The sequence below is a fragment of the Thalassotalea psychrophila genome (assembly GCF_031583595.1).
GTDB lineage: Bacteria > Pseudomonadota > Gammaproteobacteria > Enterobacterales > Alteromonadaceae > Thalassotalea_A > Thalassotalea_A psychrophila.
Window position 1 is genome coordinate 1,669,352 of record NZ_CP134145.1, and the last position, 21,948, is coordinate 1,691,299.

25 protein-coding genes are annotated in these 21,948 nt (G+C 36.6%); 15 read left to right on the forward strand and 10 right to left on the reverse strand.

The annotated features are described in order from the left end of the window. Window positions 1-208: 208 nt before the first annotated feature. The 4 genes from RGQ13_RS06945 to rlmM are packed head-to-tail and all read left to right on the forward strand — an operon-like array spanning window position 209 to window position 3,243. Complete coding sequence (locus tag RGQ13_RS06945; protein WP_348392831.1) at window positions 209-1,126, forward strand: transcriptional regulator GcvA; 918 nt, start codon at window positions 209-211, stop codon at window positions 1,124-1,126. Beyond that, window positions 1,126-1,767, forward strand: coding sequence for an alpha/beta family hydrolase (locus RGQ13_RS06950; protein ID WP_348392832.1), 642 nt, complete (start codon window positions 1,126-1,128; stop codon window positions 1,765-1,767). Before RGQ13_RS06945 ends, RGQ13_RS06950 begins: the two co-directional genes overlap by 1 nt. Then, window positions 1,767-2,141, forward strand: a complete 375-nt coding sequence (locus RGQ13_RS06955) for a DUF423 domain-containing protein (RefSeq protein WP_348392833.1) — start codon at window positions 1,767-1,769, stop codon at window positions 2,139-2,141. Before RGQ13_RS06950 ends, RGQ13_RS06955 begins: the two co-directional genes overlap by 1 nt. 13 nt (window positions 2,142-2,154) lie before the next feature. Further along, the gene (gene rlmM, locus RGQ13_RS06960) at window positions 2,155-3,243 is read left to right on the forward strand and encodes a 23S rRNA (cytidine(2498)-2'-O)-methyltransferase RlmM (protein ID WP_348392834.1); all 1,089 of its coding nucleotides are present in this window, start codon (window positions 2,155-2,157) and stop codon (window positions 3,241-3,243) included. Window positions 3,244-3,370: 127 nt separating this feature from the next. On the opposite strand, the gene RGQ13_RS06965 is transcribed toward rlmM, so the two are convergent. From RGQ13_RS06965 to queF, 5 genes are all read right to left on the reverse strand, one after another. Next, window positions 3,371-4,378 carry an isocitrate dehydrogenase gene (locus tag RGQ13_RS06965; protein ID WP_348392835.1) on the reverse strand — a complete coding sequence of 336 codons (1,008 nt, stop codon included), beginning with the start codon at window positions 4,376-4,378 and terminating at the stop codon, window positions 3,371-3,373. Between the two features lie 233 nt (window positions 4,379-4,611). After that, entirely contained in the window at window positions 4,612-5,001 is a 390-nt protein-coding gene (locus tag RGQ13_RS06970) for a DUF3192 domain-containing protein (protein WP_348392836.1), read from the reverse strand. A gap of 246 nt (window positions 5,002-5,247) precedes the next feature. Next, window positions 5,248-6,075, reverse strand: a complete 828-nt coding sequence (xni, locus tag RGQ13_RS06975) for a flap endonuclease Xni (protein WP_348392837.1) — start codon at window positions 6,073-6,075, stop codon at window positions 5,248-5,250. Window positions 6,076-6,102: 27 nt separating this feature from the next. Continuing rightward, a complete protein-coding gene (gene ppnN / locus RGQ13_RS06980) occupies window positions 6,103-7,452 on the reverse strand; it encodes a nucleotide 5'-monophosphate nucleosidase PpnN (protein ID WP_348392838.1) in 1,350 nt (449 codons plus the stop codon). 230 nt (window positions 7,453-7,682) lie between these two features. Then, complete coding sequence (gene queF, locus RGQ13_RS06985) at window positions 7,683-8,534, reverse strand: NADPH-dependent 7-cyano-7-deazaguanine reductase QueF (RefSeq protein ID WP_348392839.1); 852 nt, start codon at window positions 8,532-8,534, stop codon at window positions 7,683-7,685. Window positions 8,535-8,608: 74 nt separating this feature from the next. Here queF and syd point away from each other — a divergent pair, with 74 nt between their 5' ends. Next, on the forward strand, window positions 8,609-9,169 hold the full coding sequence (gene syd, locus RGQ13_RS06990; RefSeq protein WP_348392840.1) for a SecY-interacting protein: 561 nt from the start codon (window positions 8,609-8,611) through the stop codon (window positions 9,167-9,169). 110 nt (window positions 9,170-9,279) lie between these two features. Here the strand turns inward: syd and RGQ13_RS06995 are convergent, their stop codons facing one another. Beyond that, window positions 9,280-9,582: a hypothetical protein gene (locus tag RGQ13_RS06995; RefSeq protein ID WP_348392841.1), complete on the reverse strand. Its 303-nt coding sequence runs from the start codon at window positions 9,580-9,582 to the stop codon at window positions 9,280-9,282. A gap of 204 nt (window positions 9,583-9,786) precedes the next feature. On the opposite strand from RGQ13_RS06995, the gene RGQ13_RS07000 reads away from it, so the two are divergent. Then, window positions 9,787-10,158, forward strand: coding sequence for a DUF3192 domain-containing protein (locus RGQ13_RS07000; RefSeq protein WP_348392842.1), 372 nt, complete (start codon window positions 9,787-9,789; stop codon window positions 10,156-10,158). Between the two features lie 80 nt (window positions 10,159-10,238). Here RGQ13_RS07000 and RGQ13_RS07005 read toward each other — a convergent pair whose 3' ends face one another. After that, a complete protein-coding gene (locus RGQ13_RS07005; protein ID WP_348392843.1) occupies window positions 10,239-10,469 on the reverse strand; it encodes a DUF2789 family protein in 231 nt (76 codons plus the stop codon). 239 nt (window positions 10,470-10,708) lie between these two features. Between RGQ13_RS07005 and RGQ13_RS07010 the strand changes: the two genes are divergently transcribed. The 7 genes from RGQ13_RS07010 to RGQ13_RS07040 all read left to right on the forward strand — a co-directional run bounded on the left by RGQ13_RS07010 (window position 10,709) and on the right by RGQ13_RS07040 (window position 16,869). Next, on the forward strand, window positions 10,709-11,344 hold the full coding sequence (locus RGQ13_RS07010) for a GNAT family N-acetyltransferase (RefSeq protein ID WP_348392844.1): 636 nt from the start codon (window positions 10,709-10,711) through the stop codon (window positions 11,342-11,344). A 19-nt stretch (window positions 11,345-11,363) separates the two neighbouring features. After that, window positions 11,364-11,672: a DUF962 domain-containing protein gene (locus RGQ13_RS07015; protein WP_348392845.1), complete on the forward strand. Its 309-nt coding sequence runs from the start codon at window positions 11,364-11,366 to the stop codon at window positions 11,670-11,672. A 155-nt stretch (window positions 11,673-11,827) separates the two neighbouring features. Continuing rightward, entirely contained in the window at window positions 11,828-12,271 is a 444-nt protein-coding gene (locus RGQ13_RS07020; protein ID WP_348392846.1) for an RrF2 family transcriptional regulator, read from the forward strand. Window positions 12,272-12,313: 42 nt separating this feature from the next. Then, window positions 12,314-13,513, forward strand: a complete 1,200-nt coding sequence (locus RGQ13_RS07025) for an NnrS family protein (protein WP_348392847.1) — start codon at window positions 12,314-12,316, stop codon at window positions 13,511-13,513. 1 nt (window position 13,514) lies between these two features. Further along, window positions 13,515-14,132: a cytochrome c oxidase subunit 3 family protein gene (locus tag RGQ13_RS07030; RefSeq protein WP_348392848.1), complete on the forward strand. Its 618-nt coding sequence runs from the start codon at window positions 13,515-13,517 to the stop codon at window positions 14,130-14,132. A 10-nt stretch (window positions 14,133-14,142) separates the two neighbouring features. Then, window positions 14,143-14,397, forward strand: coding sequence for a cytochrome C oxidase subunit IV family protein (locus RGQ13_RS07035; protein WP_348392849.1), 255 nt, complete (start codon window positions 14,143-14,145; stop codon window positions 14,395-14,397). A 285-nt stretch (window positions 14,398-14,682) separates the two neighbouring features. Continuing rightward, the gene (locus RGQ13_RS07040; RefSeq protein ID WP_348392850.1) at window positions 14,683-16,869 is read left to right on the forward strand and encodes an OsmC domain/YcaO domain-containing protein; all 2,187 of its coding nucleotides are present in this window, start codon (window positions 14,683-14,685) and stop codon (window positions 16,867-16,869) included. 288 nt (window positions 16,870-17,157) lie between these two features. Here the strand turns inward: RGQ13_RS07040 and RGQ13_RS07045 are convergent, their stop codons facing one another. Then, a complete protein-coding gene (locus RGQ13_RS07045; RefSeq protein ID WP_348392851.1) occupies window positions 17,158-18,603 on the reverse strand; it encodes a DUF1214 domain-containing protein in 1,446 nt (481 codons plus the stop codon). Window positions 18,604-18,696: 93 nt separating this feature from the next. Then, window positions 18,697-18,831 carry a hypothetical protein gene (locus tag RGQ13_RS07050; RefSeq protein ID WP_348392852.1) on the reverse strand — a complete coding sequence of 45 codons (135 nt, stop codon included), beginning with the start codon at window positions 18,829-18,831 and terminating at the stop codon, window positions 18,697-18,699. Between the two features lie 170 nt (window positions 18,832-19,001). On the opposite strand from RGQ13_RS07050, the gene RGQ13_RS07055 reads away from it, so the two are divergent. Beyond that, complete coding sequence (locus RGQ13_RS07055; RefSeq protein WP_348392853.1) at window positions 19,002-19,925, forward strand: LysR family transcriptional regulator; 924 nt, start codon at window positions 19,002-19,004, stop codon at window positions 19,923-19,925. A gap of 129 nt (window positions 19,926-20,054) precedes the next feature. Here the strand turns inward: RGQ13_RS07055 and RGQ13_RS07060 are convergent, their stop codons facing one another. Beyond that, window positions 20,055-20,387, reverse strand: coding sequence for a VF530 family protein (locus tag RGQ13_RS07060; protein WP_348392854.1), 333 nt, complete (start codon window positions 20,385-20,387; stop codon window positions 20,055-20,057). Between the two features lie 1,030 nt (window positions 20,388-21,417). Between RGQ13_RS07060 and RGQ13_RS07065 the strand changes: the two genes are divergently transcribed. Continuing rightward, window positions 21,418-21,921: a hypothetical protein gene (locus RGQ13_RS07065; RefSeq protein WP_348392855.1), complete on the forward strand. Its 504-nt coding sequence runs from the start codon at window positions 21,418-21,420 to the stop codon at window positions 21,919-21,921. Window positions 21,922-21,948: the final 27 nt, after the last annotated feature.

The window sequence follows — 21,948 nt, forward strand, 5'->3', positions numbered from 1 at the left end:
TGGTGCTATTTAACCAGTGCAACATAAATTTAACAAGTAATGGATTGTTTACTAATGTAATAGTTTGTAACCTATGGATAAATATAGATTTATTTTATGTGTAAGTTAGAGTTAATTGCATTTTAGCTGATGGCTTAACTAGCGAAACTTTATTGGCTGATTTATAATCGCATTAGAAAATGTAATGAATAATAAGATAGCTTAACTTATGCCTAATCGACTTCCCCCCCTTAACGCTCTTAAAGCTTTTGAAGCATCGGCGCGACTATTAAGCTTTACCAAAGCATCCACTGAATTATTTGTTACTCAAGCAGCCGTTTCTCACCAAATAAAATCTTTAGAGTCGCATCTTGGGTTAAAATTATTTATGCGTAAAAATAGATCTTTGTTGCTTACAGAGGAAGGTCAATCTTACTTTTTAGACATAAAAGATATCTTTGTCTCCCTACACGAAGCCACACAAAAATTATTGGCAAAAAGTGAGAAGGGCGCAATCACAGTTTCCATTCAACCAAGTTTGGCAATTCAATGGTTAGTTCCACGCTTAACTGATTTTAATAAACATAATCCTGATATTGATGTTCGAATAAAAGCCGTTGATAACGATGATAATACTCTAACCAATGATGTTGATATTGCATTTTATTATGGTCGAGGTTCGTGGCCTAATGTGGTGGCTGATAAAATATTAACTGAATATTTAATTCCGGTATGTTCGCCAACACTATTAACTAGTGATAAGCCAATCATCAAAGCAGTAGATTTGAAAAATCATACTTTATTACATGATTCATCGAGAAAAGATTGGAAGCGTTGGTTTAAAAGTATAAATACTCAAACCAGCAACCTTAATCAAGGACCTATCTTTAGCCACTCAGCATTGGTTATGCAAGCTGCAATTCATGGCCAGGGTGTTGCGTTAATGAATAATATTTTGGCAAAACCTGATATTGAGGCTGGGCGTTTAGTTGCCCCGTTTTCCCAAGTGTTGGTGAATCAAGATGCCTTTTATATTGTTTGTAGAGATGAACAGCTTGATATTGGCAGAATCAGTCAATTTCGTCAGTGGGTGTTAAACACAATTGCAGTTGAAGAAGATGATATTAATAGCGGAGAGTTAAATTGATGGCAATAACAGATGATTTATCAATCCAACAAAATTTTGTTGATGGCGCTATCGCAACCTTGATATTTGCTCATGGTGCAGGGGCAAATATGGATAGCGTTTTTATGACTGAATTTACTCAGTTGTTAAACGAACGACATATAAACGTAATTCGTTTTAACTTTCCTTATATGCAACAGCGCTTAATAGATGGTAAACGTCGACCACCAAGTAAAATGGATGTTTTAAAGGAAAGTTATATTAATCGTATTAAGCAGCACTCACCTGAATTGCCTTTGTTTATTGGCGGGAAATCTATGGGTTCAAGAGTGGCCGCTATGGTTGCCGATGAAGATAAAGTGAGTGGTGTTATTTGTATTGGTTATCCTTTTCATCCGCAAAAAAAACCTGAAAAATTGCGCCTGGAACCTCTACAAAATACCGACAGACCAGTAGTGATTGTGCAAGGTGACCGAGATGCATTAGGTAATAAAACCGAAATTAATGATTATGGCTTGGCGAACAATATTCATGTTTATTTTGTTGAAGATGGCGATCATGATTTAAAACCTCGGGTTAAGTCTGGTTTTACGCACTTACAACATAAAATAACCGCGGCCAATCTAATTAAATCCTTTATTGAGGAACAAAGTAAATGTTAATGAGTATTTTATCGACGTTTTCTGGCATAATAGCCGCCGCTTGTGTTTTGATGGCCGCTTGGTTGTCTCATTCTGGGGATAAGCTATCCTTACAGCAAGTAAGCAATTTAGAAACAGCATTACTTTTTGCATTTATTCACAGCATTGCAATTTTTATTGCTGTGCTTTTATTTAACCAAACTAAACATAAACTTTGCCAATATGCGGCATGTTTGTTTGGTTTTGGTTTATTAAGCTTTTGTGGCTTAATTATTTTAAAAACATTTTTACCTATAGGCATGCTATCTAAATTGACCCCGATGGGCGGGATCGCATTTGCTTTAGGTTGGATAGTACTTGGTTTTGCTGGCTCAAAATGTCGTACTTCATCATAGGAAATAAAAATTAATGACTGTAATAGTCCTTTATTGTCGACCAGGTTTTGAGAAAGAATGTGGCGCTGAAATTCAAGAAAAAGCTGCATGGAATGAAGTTTATGGATACATCAAAGTATGCAAAAACCAAGGCTTGGTTTATTTCCATCTACATGAGAGTGCAGATGCTGACAAGTTGATTCAAAAGCTGCCATTAGCTCGTTTGATTTTTGCTCGCCAATGGTTTGCTACGCTTGGTGAAGAAATAGAATTACCAGCATTTAATCGCGTTGAAGCAATAAGTGAAGCATTAGGAACAGACTTTCATTATGAAGAAATTCGAATGGAAACACCTGATACTAATGATGGCAAAGAGTTGTCTAAATTTATCCGAAAACTATCGGTGCCACTTAGACAAAATCTACGTAAATCAGGTTTGCTTGCTGCAAAAGAGCAGGGCAATGACTCACGCGGCGCAGCAATTTTACACGCATTGTTTATGTCAGGACAGCAAGTGCAATTGGGTTATTCCTACGTATCAAACTCGTCAGAGCATGTGATGGGTATACATAGATTAAAATTTCCAGGTGCATCACCAAGTCGCTCTACATTAAAACTTGATGAAGCATTTTTATATTTTATTCCTAAAGAAGATCATGAAACACGTCTCGCTGGAGGCTTAAATGCCGTTGATTTAGGCTCTGCGCCTGGTGGCTGGACGTATCAACTGGTTCGTCGTGGCATGATGGTTAAAGCTATCGATAACGGGCCTATGGATGATGACTTAATGCAAACAGGGCAGGTTAAGCATTATCAGCAAGATGGTTTTAAATGGCGCCCACGTAAAAAGAATAATTACTGGTTAGTGTGTGACATGATTGAAAATCCAACAAAGGTAGCTAAATTAATGGCTGATTGGGTTGTTGAAGGTGACTGTAAAGAAGCAATGTTCAATTTGAAATTACCGCCATCTGCAGGTCGTTACCAGCTAGTAATGAAAAACCTACAGATCATTAAAGACAAGTTATCTGAAAATAGTATCTACTACGAAATGTACGCCAAGCACTTATATTATGACCGTGAAGAAGTGACAGTGCATTTAAGAGTTCTAGGTAATAAGTAAAACTAGAGACGAGATTAATAGATACGAGAGACGAAGAGTTTTTTATCGGTATTGTTATTCAGCATCGTTTATAACAATACTGGCTCTTAGTTTCTCGTTTCTAAAATAGGAGCCGTTGGCTCCTTTTTTATAACCTCTCTAACAACGCTTCGGTGAAGTCCGTAGTGCCATGTTCGCCGCCTAAGTCGCGAGTTGTACGATCGCCAGACTCAATCACATCAGTAATAGCATTTCTAATGGCTGTTGCCTTATCATTCATGCCCATGTATTCAAGCATTTGAATTGCAGCTAATATTACTGATGTTGGGTTAGCTAAGTTTTTGCCTGCAATGTCTGGAGCGCTGCCGTGAACCGCTTCAAAAATGGCACAGTCTTTGCCAATGTTCGCACCTGGCGCCATCCCTAAACCACCAACTAAACCTGCACATAAGTCAGATATAATATCACCGAACAAGTTAGTTGTTACAATGACGTCAAATTGTTCAGGATTCATGACAAGCTGCATACAACAGTTATCTACAATCATTTCTGTTGATTCAATTTCAGGATACCGAGCGGCAACTTCACGAGCTACTTTTAAAAATAAGCCTGAGGTAGACTTCAATATGTTCGCTTTATGAACGGCAGTAACCTTTTTGCGACCTTCTTTAATGGCTGTTTGATACGCAAACTCAACTATTCGTTCAGCGCCCTCACGAGTAACTAAACTCATTGCTTCTGCTGTTTCACCATCTGCTGATACCGTTTGACCAAGGCCCGAATACATACCTTCGGTATTTTCTCGTATTGTTAAAATATCAATGTGATCATAACGCGCACGAGTACCTTTGAATGAAATGACAGGGCGAAGGTTAGCGTATAATTTGAATTTTTTACGAAGAGTAACGTTAATTGATGTGAAGCCTTCACCAACAGGAGTTGTAAGAGGGCCTTTTAAGCTAATTTTATTTTTTTCAATAAGGCGTAATGTCTCTGTCGGAACTAGTTCACCGTGCTTTTCAAAAGCCGCTAAACCAGCATCAGCAAACTCGTAATTAAAGTTACAACCAGCTTTATCTAATACTTTAATGCATGAGTCGATAATACTTGGGCCGATGCCATCGCCAGGAATAACGGTGATCGTTTGCTTAGTCATGAAGGTTGCCTATTAATAATATGTGTTCTAAATAGTGTTTAATTAAACTATGAACATAAAAAAAACGCCATTAAAGTGTGGCGTTTTTATATCATGGCTCTACTTTCATATCTAGTTGCTTTACTTGTAATAGTCGTTATTTCGGCTAATTTAAAGTCAAACTAGACTAAAGTATGAGGGGGTACGACGAAATTTTAAATTTAAACAGTTAGATTTAAAATTTCAAATGACAATTACTCAATCGCTTTTAACTGTTTATAATCTGAATATGCACTGTCGCCGATGCCTACCAAAATATCATCTTTAAATAGAAGCGGGGTGCATTCATCTTGAGTCGTTATGCCATCAGAATGTTTATGTTGGGTTCGAAAAAACATGACTTGGTAATTGCCGGTGCTAACTTTTTTCGCTTCAGTTAAATCTGGGCTACCAATATCAATAATTATTTTATCAAGGTTGGCACTATCTAGTTTTAATTTAGCGATATACTGGCGGTTGAAGCCCTCGCGTTCATCCCACTCCATTTTTACCGGAGTATCTTTATAAAAGTGCATTACCGCAGCTGAAAAAATAGCATAAATAATAACTGCAATAACAATGCGAGAGACAACTTTGGTGTTCATAACAATCCTTGAAAGATATAGATTATATATATTTTTTTAATTATAAAAATGTGATTATAAAGTATCTATAAGATACATGGTTAAAAAATTGTAACAAATTTTTAATTAATACCAATCGGTATAAGTACGTGGTTTATTTCTGAGTGAGGAAAAATGGATAAATACAAGGCATGAAATTTTATAAGTAGTTATCCTACATAAAAATTTTATAACGCAGTAGTTATTCGTTTTAACCATTCAAAATGATCAGGTATTTATGCCGGTTGGTATAACCTCTTCATGTAAGCGAATATCTTTAAGGTTAAAGCCTAAAGGTATATCTTTTTTCAAATTAAGCAGTTGTTGGCTTAATTCAAATTGCAATTGAGTATCAGCAAATTTTTTGGCAACCGATTTTTTCAAATCAGTAGCGGCAAGTATAGCTTTTAAAGAGCCGTAAGTATTTAACAGCTCTGATGCGGTAACTTGTCCTATACCCGCTACTCCAGGGATCTTATTCGTGGTATCCCCAGTTAACGTCCAAAAGTCGATAAGTTGTGCGGTTTTTACATTGAATTTTTGTTGTACATATTCATCATCAAAATAACGTTTTTTGAAGTAATCATAAACTTGTACGTGGTGTCCAAGTAAGGGCAAAAAGCCTTTATCAGTTGATATTATGGTTGTGTTTTGGCCATTAAGTGCCATTTTTACCGCTAAAGTTGCAATTAAGTCATCAGCTTCATCATGCTCTGACTCCAATGAATCAACACCTAATGCTAAAAACCCATCCTGCATATCGGACAAGCTTTCAGCTAGGTGCTCAGGCATTTTCTTTCGACCCTTTTTATAATCGGGAAATATTTTATAACGCCAGCACAAACCTTGACAGTCAAATACAGCTAAAGCATGACTTGGCTCATGCTCTTGAATGATTTTTTGTAACGCTTTAGTTGCCGCTGTTTTGGTGTTGTGGATGATTTGTTGTTTGGTTTTATCTGACAAGTCGCCATTTAACGGGTACAACCGTTCTTGAGCCGCGTATATTCTGCGGATCAAATTCATGGCATCAATAAGAACTAAGTGAGCTTGCATCGTCTATATTTATTATTTTAGTTATATTTATTCGGAAACGATTTTATAACAAGGCGTATATTTACCTTGTAACTTCATCCGTCCCTGTTTAACAAAAGATGATAGCAGGTTATCCATGTGAGTCATAATCTCTTTATCGCCAGATATCTCATATGGACCATTTTTTCGAATGCTTTTAACCCATTCAGGTTTCACATTGCCAGCGACAATACCTGAAAATATTTTACGTAAATTTGCTGCTAACTCATTTACCGGTAAATCCTTATTTAGATTAATTTGAGCCATATTTTTATGACTGGGCTCAAAAGGCTGTTGAAATTGAGCTTCGATTTCTAGGGTCCAGTTATAGTGATAGGCATCGCCAACCGCTTTACGATAACTAATTACCGAACTTATATGTTCTTTTAAGTATTTAGCTACCGCTTCGGTATCATCAATGATTATGGTATAGAGTTGTTGCGCCTCTGCTCCTAAAATTTCACCAATAAATGTATCTAATGCTTTAAAATATTGCTCCGCGTCTTTGGGACCGGTGAGAACTATAGGGAGTTTTTGCAGTTTATTTTCCGGATGTAATAATATTCCTATTACAAATAGTAATTCTTCAGCGGTTCCTGCACCACCTGGAAATATTATTAAACCATGGCTTAAACGAACGAACGCTTCTAAGCGTTTTTCAATATCAGGCATGATCACCAATTCATTTACTATGGTATTTGGCGGCTCGGCAGCAATAATACTGGGTTCAGTTAAACCAATATAACGGCCAATGCCACTACGCTGCTTTGCATGACCAAATGTTGCGCCTTTCATTGGTCCCTTCATCGCACCCGGGCCACAACCTGTACATATGTTGATATTACGTAAACCTAGCTGGTAACCTGTTTCTTTAGTGTATTTGTATTCTTCATGTTTAATCGAGTGGCCGCCCCAGCAGGTTATAACTCCTGGTTCACTATCTAACTTTATCGCACCTGCATTGCGAATAATATCAAAAACTATATGGGTAATAAGTCCAGCAGGACGTGGTGGTGGGCTACTTAAATATCGACTTGAGATAAACAAAATATCTCGTAAAACAGCTGATAGTTGCTCTTGAATACCTTTAATTATTTTCCCGTCAACAAAAGCATGAGCAGGAGGGTTGATCAACCGTAACTTTACTCCTCTTTCACGTTTTAATACTTGGATATTAAAATCTTTGTAAGTTTCATAAATTGCTTCTGCATCATCTGTGGTACTCCCTACATTTAATACAGCAAGTGAGCAGTTACGGTAAAGTTGATAAAGTTCACTATTAGCTGAGTGTTGAAGTTGATCAACCTCAAGAGGGGAAAGTAGGCACATGTTGCCTACAGGGTTTAATTCAATTTGCATAAGCCACCTCGAAAATGAATACAGATAATTAAAATTTTTATAAGGAAAATAACAACTTAGACCAGGATTCGATATCTATAGTTTGAGTGTAGTCTATAAAAGAGCAGATAAAAAGGTGAGCTGGGAGAAACGAAGAACAATAGACGAGAAACAAGCCCGCTGTTCGTTTCTCGAAGTTATATAAACGAAGAATGAGTTTATATAACTGTTCTAGTTTCTAGTTTCTAGCATTATTGTCTTAGTGTTCTATTTTGTGGCGCAAAAATATCTTCACTGCTTCTAAAAGGATTAATATCTAGTCCTCCTCTTCGCGTATAACGAGCAAATACAGTAAGTGATTCAGGTTGGCAAAATTCCATAATGTCAGTGAATATACGCTCTACACATTGTTCATGAAACTCATTATGCTGGCGAAATGAAATTAAATATTTAAGCAATAACGCATGATCAATTTGTTTACCAGTATAAGTAATATAAACACTACCCCAATCAGGTTGGTTGGTAATTAAGCAATTAGATTTTAATAAATGGCTTACTAAATATTCGCTCACGTCCTTACCTGCAGTAATTGCTGCCGCTTGCGATAAAATAGTTCGATCAAATTCATAGCTATCAATGCTAATGTCTATATCATCAATTTTTACTGCGTCGATATTACTAATAGCAAGGGCAGGGCAGTTATCAACCGCAAATAATGTAACCTTTACTGGAGCTTTAGCCGTTTCAGATAAATCTTTAATAAGGGCATTTTCAACATCTTGCCATGAATCAAAACAAGTTTGATTGAAACTATTCAAGTACAACTTGAATGATTTTGATTCAACTAAATTTTCACTTGTACAAGGCACACGAAACTCAGCCACCGCAACTACTGGCTTACCATTAGGCTCAAGCCAAGAAAGTTCATAACCATACCAGACATCTTCACCATAAAAGGGCAAAGAGTCTTGCAGGTTTAAATCATCTCTATTTAATGATCTTGGTACACCTTGTAAAAGATCTGGTGCATATATACTTTTGTACTCAGTACTTTTTCCAAGTAACAAAGACTTTAATTCTGATGCATTGTTGTAGTGAGTCATATTCTCTTTTTACTTACTTTCCAATATACTGTAGCAGTATAAGTATTATTTAAATTTAAGGCGTATTTTACCTGATGAATACCACAGCGCAAAGCATTGACTTAGCTATTAACCAGTTTACAGAACAGTACAAGCAACATTGCATTAAACAAACAGGTAAATTACCTAGTGTTGAGCATGATGATAGCTGGCCATCTCCTTGTGAAACAGGTGCTATTGATGCTGACGGTTTTGTTAATTGGCAACCGGTAGCTATTGATGAAACCCTTGATTTCAACAATGTTGAGCAGGCACTTGGTTTTACTATTCACCAAGACGTACATACTTATTTTAGTCAAATATATTCTGAAGCAATCCCTGCAAGCTGCAGTGAAGGTAACTTAGAGTTATTATTTGCTTGGAATAAAGAAGATTATGAACGTTTACAGCAAAATATTATTGGTCATGTGATGATGAAGCAAAAATTAAAGCAAGAAGTGACCATATTTTTTGCTGTAACCGATGAAGATGACATTAATTTAGTCATTAAAAACAATAATGGCGAAGTTTGGGTAGAGCCCGTAGGCTGCGAACCATCTAAGTTTATTGCGGCGAGTTTAACTGAGTTTATTAATGGTTTAAGTTTTCAAAGTTAATACCAATTTCGTTCAATAATTGCTCACTTGTGCTGGTTTAAATACTCCATGACTGCGTTGCTCTCAATTCCGATAGCCTGCTATCGGTAAATCGAGAGTCTTGCCCTGATTTATTCACTTAATTTAGCTTTCAGCAGTTCTATCTCTGCCTGTAGTGGTGCAATCGCTTGTTTAATTAACAATTCAACGTCTGTTAATGTAAATGGCTTCTCATTGCTGTTTTTTTGAATTTTAATTTCTGGTTTACTTGTTTCTGCAATTTTTGGATTGTTTTGCCAAGTCTGTAAGCCTTTAATAACTCTAGCTAATGGTAAGCTTTGGCTTAACCTTGCTTTAATTAAGGCAACAGTTGGAGTTTTATTTTCTGCAGCTAGTTGCGCGGCTATTTGGTAAATTTCGTGATCAGAGCTCATTTTTTGCACATATGTTGTTAAATTGCGTAAATAGTAGCGAAATTAACTAATTAAGTCATCATGTATTTTGAATGTTTTGAATAAAACCTATATATAACAATTAGTTATAAAGTTGGCAACGTATTTGCTTTATAACGTATAGCTTTTATCAAGTAATAAAATTAACTAATAATTTAAAATAACTAACTTTAAAAAGGGAATCCCATGAAAAAATCTTTAGCAACCTTACTGCTTCTTGCCCCACTTACCTTAGGTTTAACCGGTTGTATTATTGTTGCAGACGGTAATGGCGAGCATGGTAGTTTTGTCACTGATCATGAAGATCGTGAATTTGAAAACCGTAAAAAAATTGCCCGCTTAGAAAGTGGCATGGCTTATTTGGCTGCACAAGATCACTTAGGTGTACCTGACTTTAATGAAAGCTATGATAAAGATGGTGAGACGATTCAAGTATTGTTTTATCGTACTAACAGAGTTCACTCAGACAGCATGACTACCAAAGATGAATGTACACCACTTATATTTAAAGCTGGAAAGTTAACTAGCTGGGGCGAAAGCGCTTATAAAGAGCTTTAATAAAACGTTCTAATTATATTGGCTAATATTGGTTTCTCCCCTAATATTAGCCAATTGTCTATTTATTTCTAGCAAAGTTATTAGCGAAGTAAAGCATCCAACACATCTACTATTTCACTCCAATCAGAATCCAATTTAATTGCATCAGATAAAAAGCTACCCTGTGATTGATTCCAAAAACTTGCATCTGCTAACTTAGTGTTTGCATCTAAACCTTTATTGATAGCAATAAAATCTTTTATGCCATTATCTGTTGTATCTAAACCAAGTTGGGCAAACAAGCCTTCTAGGTTATGTAATGATAAGTCCAAAGTAATAATTCCCAAAAAATTCGTCCGTTATTTCAGTATAGCTACATTATTTGTTTAGCGTAATTTAGAATAAAAAACCAACAACTTTAATTGACTTAAATTCAAATTAATTGATATGGTGGTTTTCCAGCGAAAAAAGTACCTAAAAAACAAGCCTCAAAATAGTGGTATTGGTACATCAATAATAACAACTAATATGCTGGAAATATTAAAGACAAAAGTTTAAAAAAGGGCGAGTTATGAATGATGTAAAAATCGCTACTGATTGTGAGATCAGAGCTGCTTATTTAACTGCACCAGAGCTAAAACTTGCTGCGTCACTTATTTACCAGGCTTATCATGATGACCCTGTATTCATCGATATTTTTTCTGGTTCAGGTGATTATGAGCAAAAACTCAGAGCTTCTATTAGAGAAGAGTTAGCGGCTTTTTGGCAGGCCAAACAACCAATTTTAGGTATATACCTTGGGGAAGCATTGGTTGGTGTTGCATGCTTACACAGTCCTGCTGAAGGTTTTGGCTCAAATCGTTTCTGGCATTGGCGTTTGAAAATGATGTTAAGTGCTGGTTATGTTAGCACTAAGCAAATGATCCAAAAAGAAGAGCAAATTATTGAAGCTGTACCAATGGACTGCTTCCATATTCTATCTTTTATTGCGATTCATCCACTGCATCAGCACCATGGTTTTGGTCACTACTTAATGGCTGCGGTTAATGCTGTGTTTGAAGATGAGACTGAAAGTGAAGGTGTCGCTATTTACGTAACTTCCGATAAATATAAAGAATTTTTCAAAGAATGTGATTACGACATAATTAAAGAAATTACAGTGGGAAATGTTACGGGCCCATTAATGGTTCACTATAAAGATTCTTAAATAACCTAGTTTAGAAATTATGAAAGAAAAACAATTTAAGTCATTTAAAGAGTTTTACCCATTTTATTTAAGCCAGCACAATAATACTGTCTGTCGTAACTTACATTACATTGGCAGTATTTTAGTGTTGGTTATGCTTTCATACAGCCTACTATCTCAACAATATATACTACTGTGGAGTTTACCTTTAATTGGTTATAGCTTTGCTTGGATAGGGCACTTCTTTTTTGAAAAAAATAAACCTGCTACCTTTATCTACCCTTGGTATAGCTTTGTTGGTGACTGGGTGATGTTGTTCGATTTTTTACGCGGTAAAAAACATTCCTAAAGTAAACGAAGCTAAAGTCAGCACGAATTCTCTGATCAATTAAATTACTTGATCTAAATTAACTTTATTCTATCTATTCCCAATTAAGTTTGAATTTCCATTCTTAAAGATGTATTTTAAATGCATCTTTATTTCTTCGCTCGTGGTCAATATAAATGCACATAACTAGATACACAGATTATTCATTGCGAGTATTAATATATTTAGCGATAAACACTGAGCACCTAGCCACAATTAATGAGATTGCTAAAAGTTACAATATTTCTAAAAACCACTTAATGAAAATTGTTCAGCAACTTAACTTAAAAGGCTATTTGCTAGCCATACGTGGCAAAAATGGTGGTATTAAATTAAACAAATCCCCAGAGCTAATAAACATCGGTATGTTGGTGCGAGAATTGGAAGACTCAAACAAACTCGTGGAGTGCTTTGGTGATAACAATCAATGTGTAATTACTTCAAGCTGCAAGCTAAAACAGGTTTTTGCACAAGCGCAACAAAGCTTTTATCAAACATTGGATAAATTTACTTTAGCCGATTTGGTAGGTAGCGATGAACAGAGCCAATTAGGCAACATACTTGCGTTGAAGGCTGTATAAACTTCCAATTGCAAATTACTTTCCTTTAACAGGACTATAACTATGATTAACATAGACAACGCTAAAAATTCTTCATCTGCAAATAAAGGCGAACCTACAGCTTTTCTCGAATTGGCATTTCGTCCATTTTTTTTATGTGCTTCACTTTTTAGCATGATCAGTTTGCTTATTTGGGGGGCAATACTTAATGGCAGTGTAACCATTGATGTATATGGTGGGGCACTTTGGTGGCATAAACATGAAATGATGTTTGGTTTTGTTACAGCAATCATCGTGGGCTTTTTATTAACCGCAGTGCAAAATTGGACTGGTGTACGTAGTATCAATGGTAAAAGTTTGTTAGCACTATTCATACTCTGGTTGCTAGGAAGAGTGTTATTTTTAATGCCGGGTATCATTTCTCCATGGTTTGTTGCCCTTGTTGATATTGCCTTTTTACCCATTGCTGCTGCCGCTCTTGCTTACCCTATAATTCAAGTGAAGTTGTGGCGAAACCTAATGTTTATCCCAATTTTGCTAGTGATGACATTAATCAATATTGCAACGCATTACTCTTTAGCTGCCGAGTCGCCGCAGTTAATGACAGTAGCAAGTACAAATATGGTGCTACTAATCACCTTGATAATGACCATTATGGGTGGGCGAGTATTTCCTATGTTTACTGCTAACGGCACTCAAACTCAGCGTGTTAATGCTATTCCTTGGCTAGAAAAGCTTGTGATTGTTTCAACCCTGTTGGCATTAGTTATTAGTTTCAACATAATTGAATTATCGGTTGCGGCAAAAGCTGGTATCTTTTTTATCGCGGCATTGGCGCACGCCATTCGAGCATTTCGTTGGAAAATATGGGTAACAATCAAAACCCCTCTAGTGTGGTCATTGCATTGCAGTTATTGGAGTATAGCCATAGGATTGTTCTTATTTGGTGTAGCAGAAACTAGTGCATGGGTAAGTCAATCACAAGCAGTTCATTTACTTACTGTTGGTGCTATGGGAACTATGATTTTGTCGATGATATCACGCGTATCCTTAGGACATACAGGTAGAGCGATAGTTGCAAGTAAGGTGATGACGTTTGCTTTTATAGCAATTATTTTAGCCACCATTATTAGAGTGTTTGGTAGTTACTTTCTTGTAGATTACAGTCTGGTTCTCAACTCGGCAATTGTGTTGTGGCTGCTTGCTTATGGTTGCTTTGTTGCCATTTATTTCCCAATACTGACCAAAGTAAAAGCAGGTTGATATGACTTCTGTAGAGCAAAACAATTCATTGGCTATTTTCCCAAAAAGGATGAGTGAGCAAGAAGCTGGCAGAGTACCCGGCAATATTCCTATCTGGGTGGGTATTCTTTCAGAGTTAACTGAGTTTGGTATATTTTTTATTGCCTACTTCATTGCTAAGTTCAACTACCCTGAAGCTTTTGCCAGTGGACCACTCAGCTTGAATACACCTATTGGCGTGTGTAACACCGTCATTTTATTGACTAGCAGTTACTTTATGGCGAAAGCGATGAGTAATGTTCGTAAAGATAACCTGAAAAAGTGTGAGCGTTACCTGTGGTACACATTTATCTGTGCATGCATGTATTTATCTTTAAAAAGCTATGAATTTCATTGGAATGACCTGCAAGGATTCAGCACCAAAACCAATGAGTTTTTTACTGTTTACTATTACATGACATTTAATCATTTTTTACATGTAGGTTGGGCTGCTTGCGCCATTTTATGGGTTATTTTTAGATTACGTAATGGCGCATATTCGGCTAAAGAAAATTCTGGTTTAGAAGCCTTGGCTGTTTATTGGCACATGATCGATTTGATGTGGATTTTGATTTTTCCACTGTTATACGTATTACATTAGGAGTGATTCGATGAGACGTTTTGGCAAACTTGAATATTACTGGGTCGCGTTAATAGCGATAACGTTCAGTAACACTATTTTAGGGGAAGGCTTTGACTCCACCGTGTTTATAACTACTTTCATTGCATTAACGGTAATGTATAAAGGGTTGGTTGTTATTGATCATTTTATGGAATTAAAAGACGCTAATAAATATCTAAGATTAATGATGCGTACCTATTTTTTCATTTTTCCTTCGTTGATTATTGTCTCTGGTTTCTTTTAATTTTAAGTAATAGCAAAAGTTGTAGGATTAAATTTAATCATTATGACTTTTGCTAATATTTATTGTGCGGTGTTAGCGCATGGAAAATGCCATGATTTATATATTATTTCCCCCGCTAAAAGCATCTATTTCTTCAATTTGTGTAATTAACTCAAGACTATTGCCGCGAAAACAACGATAATTCCCGCAATTAAGATCAATTCGCTAATTGTTAGCTTTTTAACCTCCTGTATGAACAGGGTTAAAAAGCTTCCTTTTACAGCGCACAACTGTGGAATACATTTAATGGAAATCAAAGTTAATTTTCTCGACAACCTTCGACTTGAAGCTAAATTTGATGACTTTACGGTCATTGCTGATCAGCCTATTCGCTACAAAGGTGATGGCTCAGCACCTAGCCCTTTTGATTACTTCCTAGCTTCTTCAGCTCTTTGTGCTGCCTACTTTGTAAAGGTGTATTGTAAGGCTCGAGACATTCCTACTGAAAATATTAGGTTGTCACAGAACAATATTGTTGATCCGCAAGATCGCTACAATCAAATTTTTCAAATTGATGTAGAGCTACCAGAAAGTATTTCTGATAAAGATAGACAAGGTATCTTAAGATCGATTGATCGCTGTACTGTTAAAAAAGTTGTGCAAACAGGGCCCGAGTTTAAAATTGAACACGTAGAAAATCTCGACGAAGATGCACAAGCCATGATTATGGGGCAGCCGGATGGTGATTCCTCAACTTTCATCTTAGGTAAAGACTTACCACTTGAACAAACTATCAAGAATATGACTGGTATATTGGCAGATCTTGGCATGAAGATAGAGATTTCTTCATGGCGCAATATCGTTCCTAATGTGTGGTCTTTACATATTCGTGATGCAGCTTCGCCTATGTGTTTTACTAATGGTAAAGGTTCAACCAAAGAAAGTGCACTTTGTTCTGCATTAGGTGAGTTTATTGAGCGACTTAACTGTAATTTCTTTTATAACGATCAATTTCTAGGCGAAGATATTGCCAATAGCGACTTTGTTCATTACCCAAATGAAAAGTGGTTTAAACCTGGGGCAAATGATGAACTGCCATCAGGAATTTTGGATGAATATTGTTTAGATATTTATAATCCAGACGACGAACTTCAAGGTTCACACCTGATTGATACCAACTCAGGAATGAAAGAACGCGGAATATGCTCTATACCATATGTACGCCAGTCTGATGGTGAAACCGTATATTTTCCATCTAATTTAATTGAGAATTTATTCTTAAGCAACGGTATGAGTGCGGGCAATAACTTGCATGAAGCCGAGGTGCAATGTTTATCTGAGATTTTCGAACGTGCGGTTAAGAGACAGATCATAGAACAAGAAATTATTTTGCCAGACGTTCCACAACACGTAATAGAAAAGTATCCAAGCATATTAGCGGGTATTAAAGGCTTAGAAGAACAAGGTTTTCCTGTAGTAGTTAAAGATGCGTCATTAGGAGGTCAATTCCCTGTGATGTGTGTCACGTTAATGAACCCAAGAACAGGAGGTGTTTTTGCATCATTTGGGGCTCACCCAAGCTTTGAAGTAGCGTTAGAGCGCAGCCTTACAGAACTATTACAAGGTCGAAGCTTCGAAGGATTAAATGACGTACCTAAGCCAACTTTTGACAGTTTAGCTGTGTCAGAGCCAGAAAACTTTGTCGAGCATTTTATTGATTCAACAGGTGTTATTTCTTGGAAATTCTTTAGCAGCAATCATGATTATGAATTCTGCGAATGGGATTTCTCTGGCAGCAATGAAGAAGAAAATAATAGCTTAATGGCTATTCTAGAAGATCTTGGTAAAGAAGCTTATATCGCTGTTTTTGATGGTCATGGAGCCACTGCTTGTCGTATCTTGGTACCTGATTATTCAGAAGTATATCCGGTTGAAGATCTTATTTGGGACAATACCAATAAGGCGCTTAATTACCGCGAAGATATACTAAATCTTCATGCTTTGAGTGATGATGAGCTTGCAGGTTTATTAGAGCGTTTAGAGGAAAGTCAGCTAGATATCTATATTGATATCAGAACTTTGATCGGTATAGAGTTCGATGAAAATACTGTTTGGGGTCAACTAACCATTCTTGAACTTAAATTACTTATTTATTTAGCCCTAGGTGCTCTTGAAGAAGCACAAGAGTTAGTTGGCGAGTTCTTGCAGTATAACGACAATACAGTACAACGAGGCTTGTTTTATCAAGCAGTTAATACCGTACTAGAGATTGCTTTAGATGACGATTTAGAATTTGAGCATTATATTGCTAATTTAAATAGAATGTTTGGCGAAGAAACCATGGAAAACGTGATCGGTTCGATCAACGGTAATGTGAGGTTCTTTGGTTTAACCAAAACTAGCATGCAGCTAGAAGGATTAGACAAACACCAAAGATTAATTGAAAGCTATAAAAAGCTTCATCAAGCCCGTGCGTTGAAAGCGGCAAATTAAACACTACGCTGTACAAAAAAAAGCTATCTTCTGATTTCAGTAGATAGCTTTTTTTACTTCCGGGAAATGAAAGAAAATTCTCAAGAGTCATTAGCTTCTGGGAATCTACTTCCTGGGATATATCATTGCTTAAGAGAATCTCTTTCATCCAAATGTCAGGAGGGGGAGGGAGTATAAATTTTCTAGAAATTTTTTGCTGTCTTTGGATATGAGATTTTGCTGCATTTATTTCCTTACTAAAGAGGCTAGAAGAACTAGCCCCGATAGTAATCGTTTCATAATGTAACGTTATTTAGCTTTTTGAATGTCCGGTAAGAGCCAAGTACGGTCTTGAACTTCTTGTTTAGGAGAGTAGAAGCGGAAGTATGGGAACCAAGCTTTATCATCCATAGTTTTAACCCAATTGGCAGCGTTCACACCATCTGGTTTAACAGGTGAGAAGTACATGTCAACAGAACCATCGTCGTTGTATGTTAAGTTCATACGACCATCGATACCTACTTTGTCAGTGCCGTTAAGAATCAAGCAGCGTTGTTCGACATCATAGATAGAGATAGACCAAAATGTATCAACAGGTGGCGGTGTATCAAGATGTAACACATAAGCATTCTTACCATTTAAGTAATCACCATCAGTATCAGTGTAAGTAGATAGGTAAGCTTGACCCCAACCAGTAGTCATAGCATGCATTGCAGTATCAGCAGTGATTGCTTCATAGAACCAAGCAGCACGACCATCTAGCGCATCACTGTTCTCAAAGCGTTGGTCAGATGGGCTAGTAGTAGCAATCTCCCATTGAGAACCATCAGAGTAATGAGCTAGTTCTAAGCGATCTGTACCTGCAAAGTCCAAAGCTTTAGCCATTGACTCTCCAACTATTGAAGCATCTTCAAGCATAGCTTTTTGCTCTTTGGTAGGGTTATAAGTGAGACCACGACCAATACCAAAAGTACGAAGACCATCAACAATCAAGCGGTCACGTTCATGGATTTCTCCACCATTATTTAAGCCTTTAGCAAGTAAGCGGAAGAAGTCTTCACCATGAGGACTATGACCCTCCCAATTTTCAGTAGGGATAACTAGTGGCTTCATAGTAGGGTTAAGGTGGTCAGTGACAGAGTAGAACTTAATTGAAGCTAAAGTCTTCTTCTGTTCTTCCATGTCAGGAGCCATTACACGAATGATAACTAGAGCTCGGTTAGTGTCAGACTCCATAACAGTTACATCAGTCATGTCGAAGTCAGCAGGGATAGTACCACCTTTAGGCATAAGCAAGTATTTACCTGCCTCAGTTAATTGACCTAAACCAATTTGCCACATGCTATGAGCAGCACCACGAACACCATCAGGAATCTCAATAACCATTGGAGAATCAGTAAGGTCGACAGTAGTAACAGCGTAAGGTGTTGTATGGTTAGCTGTTAAACCACCAGAACGAGCCACCCTATCAGGCATGTAAAGCAATTGCCCATCAGTCATACCTTGAGCTTGCATACCCTCTTCAAAAGCTAAGAAACTAACGTAAGGTATAGCCCAAAGGTAAGCTTGAGTAGCACGTTGTCTGTCCATGTCTTTGAACAGTTTCTCAGCAGTAGCAGCAGTAGGATAACCTGCTTCGAATGAGTGAGTGAATTCGAGTTTACCAACAGAAGTATCGATAGTGTCAGCCATTACAGTAGTTGAAAGTAAAGCCGTAGTAGCTAGAGCAAGTAATGTTTTAGTGAATGCTTTCATAATAAGTTCTCTTTAGTAAGTAGGTCTTAATTAAATTGTAGTAGCTCAGACCTGATCTGACAGTTACCAACTTTTCATAAGATATCTGTCAGTTTAATTTTGAGCCAAATTCTTTTCAGCCCAAATCGTTTTTCCATCAAGTAATGTTTGCGGCGCTGAAGCAAATTCTGTCTGGCTGCCAACAACTGCAATTGCCAATAATGTTTTAATAAATTTACCTTTCATCATAATGTTTACTCGTACTTGATTTAAGTTAACGCAAGCTTATCTGAAACATTCAGGCTAGGTAATGGCAGAGCCGAATAGTGTTTATATCAAAAATGAATAATGACTTTAAACAGACTTAAAGATTTACAGCTACAGTTAATACAACTGGTATAAGTATTTACGGAGGCTATGTGTCGACAAGAGATTTTGATTTAAATTTATTAAAAGTGCTTATTGCCTTATTACAAGAAAAAAATACGTCTCGGGCAGCTGAGGTACTTGATACTAGCCAGCCTTCGGTGAGCCGAGCTCTGGCAAAATTGAGAACACAGCTCAATGATCCTTTGTTTTACCGAGACAAGCAGGGCTTAAAGTTGTCTCCCAGAGCACAGTCGCTTGCTGAATCCTTACCTGCCAGTTATCAAAGCCTGTTAGATACTTTTGAAGAAAGTATTTTTCAGCCTGAAAACTATAACGGTAAAATAAAAATTGCCATGAATGCTTATATATCAGAAATATTTGGTTCAAAAATCTATTTACAGCTTAAAAAAACAATGCCTAAGCTGACTATTGAAATATTAAGCTGGAATGAACGTTCCACCCAGCAAATTTTAGAAGATCAGGTTGATATGGCAATCAGTTTTTTGCCGATGAATTTATTAAAAGGTATCTATGAAAAACACATTACAACATTAAATTTTGGTTTTATCGTAAATAAACGTTTGTTTGGTGATTTATCTTCTATTGATATCACCGAGGCCGTCACGCATCCATTATGCACAGTTCTGATCCCTGAATATAATACCCAATCCTTACGCTTTGAAAATCAAGCAAAAACGAAATTAGGTAAGCTCAATATTATTTTAAAATGCCATAGCATTACCCCTATTCTAGATTTAGTGGAAAAGTCAGACGCTTTATTTGTTGCGCCTAAAAAATTATTTAAGCTTATCGATCAAAATCTGTTTCATTATATCGACATCGATAATTTAAATGCCAACGTCACCAACGCAAATATTGGTTTAATGTACCATGCAAAAAAACGGACTTCACCGGTGTTTAAATGGTTTGAACAAGAGATCACAACGTCTCTTCAAGAGGAAAATAAAGAATAACATACTGAATAGGATCTCTGTGTGGGGCTGGCGAAATGAGGGCAGATTATGTCGTTACTGTTTTGCTTATTAGCCTTGTAAACAGTGATAGTCGAATCCATCAAATCAGGCTGGCACTAGATATCACGTCTATTTATTTTTCAATGTTGGCCAAACAAAGGGAGCGGGCCTGGTGGAAGTCGTTTCTGCTGCTACTGCTGTTTTCTGAGCGAGTATCGACCTGATTAATTTCCCCGTTGCCTTATGCTTACTACAAAATGTTTTAAGGTATAAAATTTCAACTCTACTGCGTGCCCAAGGGGTTGTACGCAGAAATTTTAAACTGGATTTAAGACGCGGTTTATTGGTGAAGCAACGAATATTAAGTAACTCACCCATCTTCTCCCAACCAATTTTCTTCTCAAGTTCGATTAGAATCTGTTCAAGTTTCACGCCGTGTAGCGGCTCATTACTATTATTCATAGGTTCCTTAAAATCAAAAATAGCATTGTAACAAGTTTCCTAAATATTAACAGACTTATAGGTTAACTCAGGTAAAGCCATAGGAGTGCTTATAGATGTTTGTTTTGTTAAGTTTGGCAGATACAAAATATAATCTGAACCACAATCTCAACTCAATTACTTAATGTCTCGAATGTGGCATTAGTTAAAACTAGCTAATGCCACAAACCATCATTACGCCTTTAACCTTTTATCTTCATTCTCCTAAAAATATTTCGAATGAAAGAGATTCTCTTCCCGAGTGACATATCCCATACCATTTTAGTGTTGTAGCTAAATGCCTCAAGGTATGTGCGACATATCTCACAATGTTGTGGGATAATCCCATTAGTTTTATCTTCTATTTCCTACACATAATCATAAGCCCTTATAAAACAAGGCATTCGAAGGAACTCAACATAATTCAATATTATTGCGATTAAATTATTTAACTTTATGGGTTATGAAATGTAACCAGTTTGTTAATATTTGTCTTGTCAGGAGACATCAGGTTTAGGATGAACCGGCAAGGATGCAATTATTTTTGTTAATACCATAGATGGTAATAACTTTATGGACAGCTCGCTATACAATATGGATATTGTTTTACATTAAATTGGACTTTAATGTGACATAGCTTAAAGCTCACAGGACTGAGTATTTCAGGATGAAAGCAAGGAGCAAAGGGAAATAAGGACTTTAAATCGCGTGGGGCGGTGATAAATGGATTATTTTAGGACCCAACTCAAGCTGGAAGCTTAAAGTTATTTTATAAATGAGACACTATGGTGTCTCATTTTTTTTTGCACAAGGATGCGCTTATCCTCCCAGGCCATGGATGGCGAATAGGGAGGGTTGTCAAGGTTTCAACCTCGCACTAAATTCTCACCTACCTGATTATTGAAATTGAAATTGAAAGAATGTTCAATAATTTTGGGTCTAAATTTGATCTATAGAATATATAAGCCATAATTTTATTTAAGGAATGAACGAGTAACTTTAGAGGGATTTTATGCAGAGGCACTTTTATCTTTGCGACGATATAGCTGATTTGAAGCTTATATCTTCAGAGCTTGAAAATAATGGCTTTTCAAAGCCACAGATACACCTTATCTCAAAAACTCAAGGTATTCAGCACCTTGATACCTTTATGCCAATTTCGGATGAAATTTTTAAGTCATTACTATTAGGTAACTATAACCTTTATTTTTCGGTATTCATTGCGGTGTTAATTACCATAATTTCTTATTTTTATGGATTTATTCTTTTTGGCCTTGTTTGGTTTTCATTAGCTGTTGTTGTGTTATTTTTTACTTTCTTTACCAATCAAACTCATAATTTATTTATAAATACTAACAATACTGTTGACCCTGACATGATTAAAAGTGAAATTGAGTCTGGTCGTTTTGCTTTATTAGTTGAACTAAGCCCTCGCCAAGAGCCACAACTTAGAAGCATAATAACCAAACACCCCGAACTTAAAGTAGCCGGAAATCATGAAGTGTTTCTTAATTGAATACTTCAGTCAAACAGCATAAAAAGC

Coding starts and splice junctions, on each gene's coding strand:
- RGQ13_RS06945 (WP_348392831.1), top strand. CDS start 209: ATGCCTAATCGACTTCCCCCCCTTAACGCTCTTAAAGCTTTTGAAGCA.
- RGQ13_RS06950 (WP_348392832.1), top strand. CDS start 1,126: ATGGCAATAACAGATGATTTATCAATCCAACAAAATTTTGTTGATGGC.
- RGQ13_RS06955 (WP_348392833.1), top strand. CDS start 1,767: ATGAGTATTTTATCGACGTTTTCTGGCATAATAGCCGCCGCTTGTGTT.
- rlmM (WP_348392834.1), top strand. CDS start 2,155: ATGACTGTAATAGTCCTTTATTGTCGACCAGGTTTTGAGAAAGAATGT.
- RGQ13_RS06965 (WP_348392835.1), bottom strand. CDS start 4,378: ATGACTAAGCAAACGATCACCGTTATTCCTGGCGATGGCATCGGCCCA.
- RGQ13_RS06970 (WP_348392836.1), bottom strand. CDS start 5,001: ATGAACACCAAAGTTGTCTCTCGCATTGTTATTGCAGTTATTATTTAT.
- xni (WP_348392837.1), bottom strand. CDS start 6,075: ATGCAAGCTCACTTAGTTCTTATTGATGCCATGAATTTGATCCGCAGA.
- ppnN (WP_348392838.1), bottom strand. CDS start 7,452: ATGCAAATTGAATTAAACCCTGTAGGCAACATGTGCCTACTTTCCCCT.
- queF (WP_348392839.1), bottom strand. CDS start 8,534: ATGACTCACTACAACAATGCATCAGAATTAAAGTCTTTGTTACTTGGA.
- syd (WP_348392840.1), top strand. CDS start 8,609: ATGAATACCACAGCGCAAAGCATTGACTTAGCTATTAACCAGTTTACA.
- RGQ13_RS06995 (WP_348392841.1), bottom strand. CDS start 9,582: ATGAGCTCTGATCACGAAATTTACCAAATAGCCGCGCAACTAGCTGCA.
- RGQ13_RS07000 (WP_348392842.1), top strand. CDS start 9,787: ATGAAAAAATCTTTAGCAACCTTACTGCTTCTTGCCCCACTTACCTTA.
- RGQ13_RS07010 (WP_348392844.1), top strand. CDS start 10,709: ATGAATGATGTAAAAATCGCTACTGATTGTGAGATCAGAGCTGCTTAT.
- RGQ13_RS07015 (WP_348392845.1), top strand. CDS start 11,364: ATGAAAGAAAAACAATTTAAGTCATTTAAAGAGTTTTACCCATTTTAT.
- RGQ13_RS07020 (WP_348392846.1), top strand. CDS start 11,828: ATGCACATAACTAGATACACAGATTATTCATTGCGAGTATTAATATAT.
- RGQ13_RS07025 (WP_348392847.1), top strand. CDS start 12,314: ATGATTAACATAGACAACGCTAAAAATTCTTCATCTGCAAATAAAGGC.
- RGQ13_RS07030 (WP_348392848.1), top strand. CDS start 13,515: ATGACTTCTGTAGAGCAAAACAATTCATTGGCTATTTTCCCAAAAAGG.
- RGQ13_RS07035 (WP_348392849.1), top strand. CDS start 14,143: ATGAGACGTTTTGGCAAACTTGAATATTACTGGGTCGCGTTAATAGCG.
- RGQ13_RS07040 (WP_348392850.1), top strand. CDS start 14,683: ATGGAAATCAAAGTTAATTTTCTCGACAACCTTCGACTTGAAGCTAAA.
- RGQ13_RS07045 (WP_348392851.1), bottom strand. CDS start 18,603: ATGAAAGCATTCACTAAAACATTACTTGCTCTAGCTACTACGGCTTTA.
- RGQ13_RS07050 (WP_348392852.1), bottom strand. CDS start 18,831: ATGATGAAAGGTAAATTTATTAAAACATTATTGGCAATTGCAGTTGTT.
- RGQ13_RS07060 (WP_348392854.1), bottom strand. CDS start 20,387: ATGAATAATAGTAATGAGCCGCTACACGGCGTGAAACTTGAACAGATT.
- RGQ13_RS07065 (WP_348392855.1), top strand. CDS start 21,418: ATGCAGAGGCACTTTTATCTTTGCGACGATATAGCTGATTTGAAGCTT.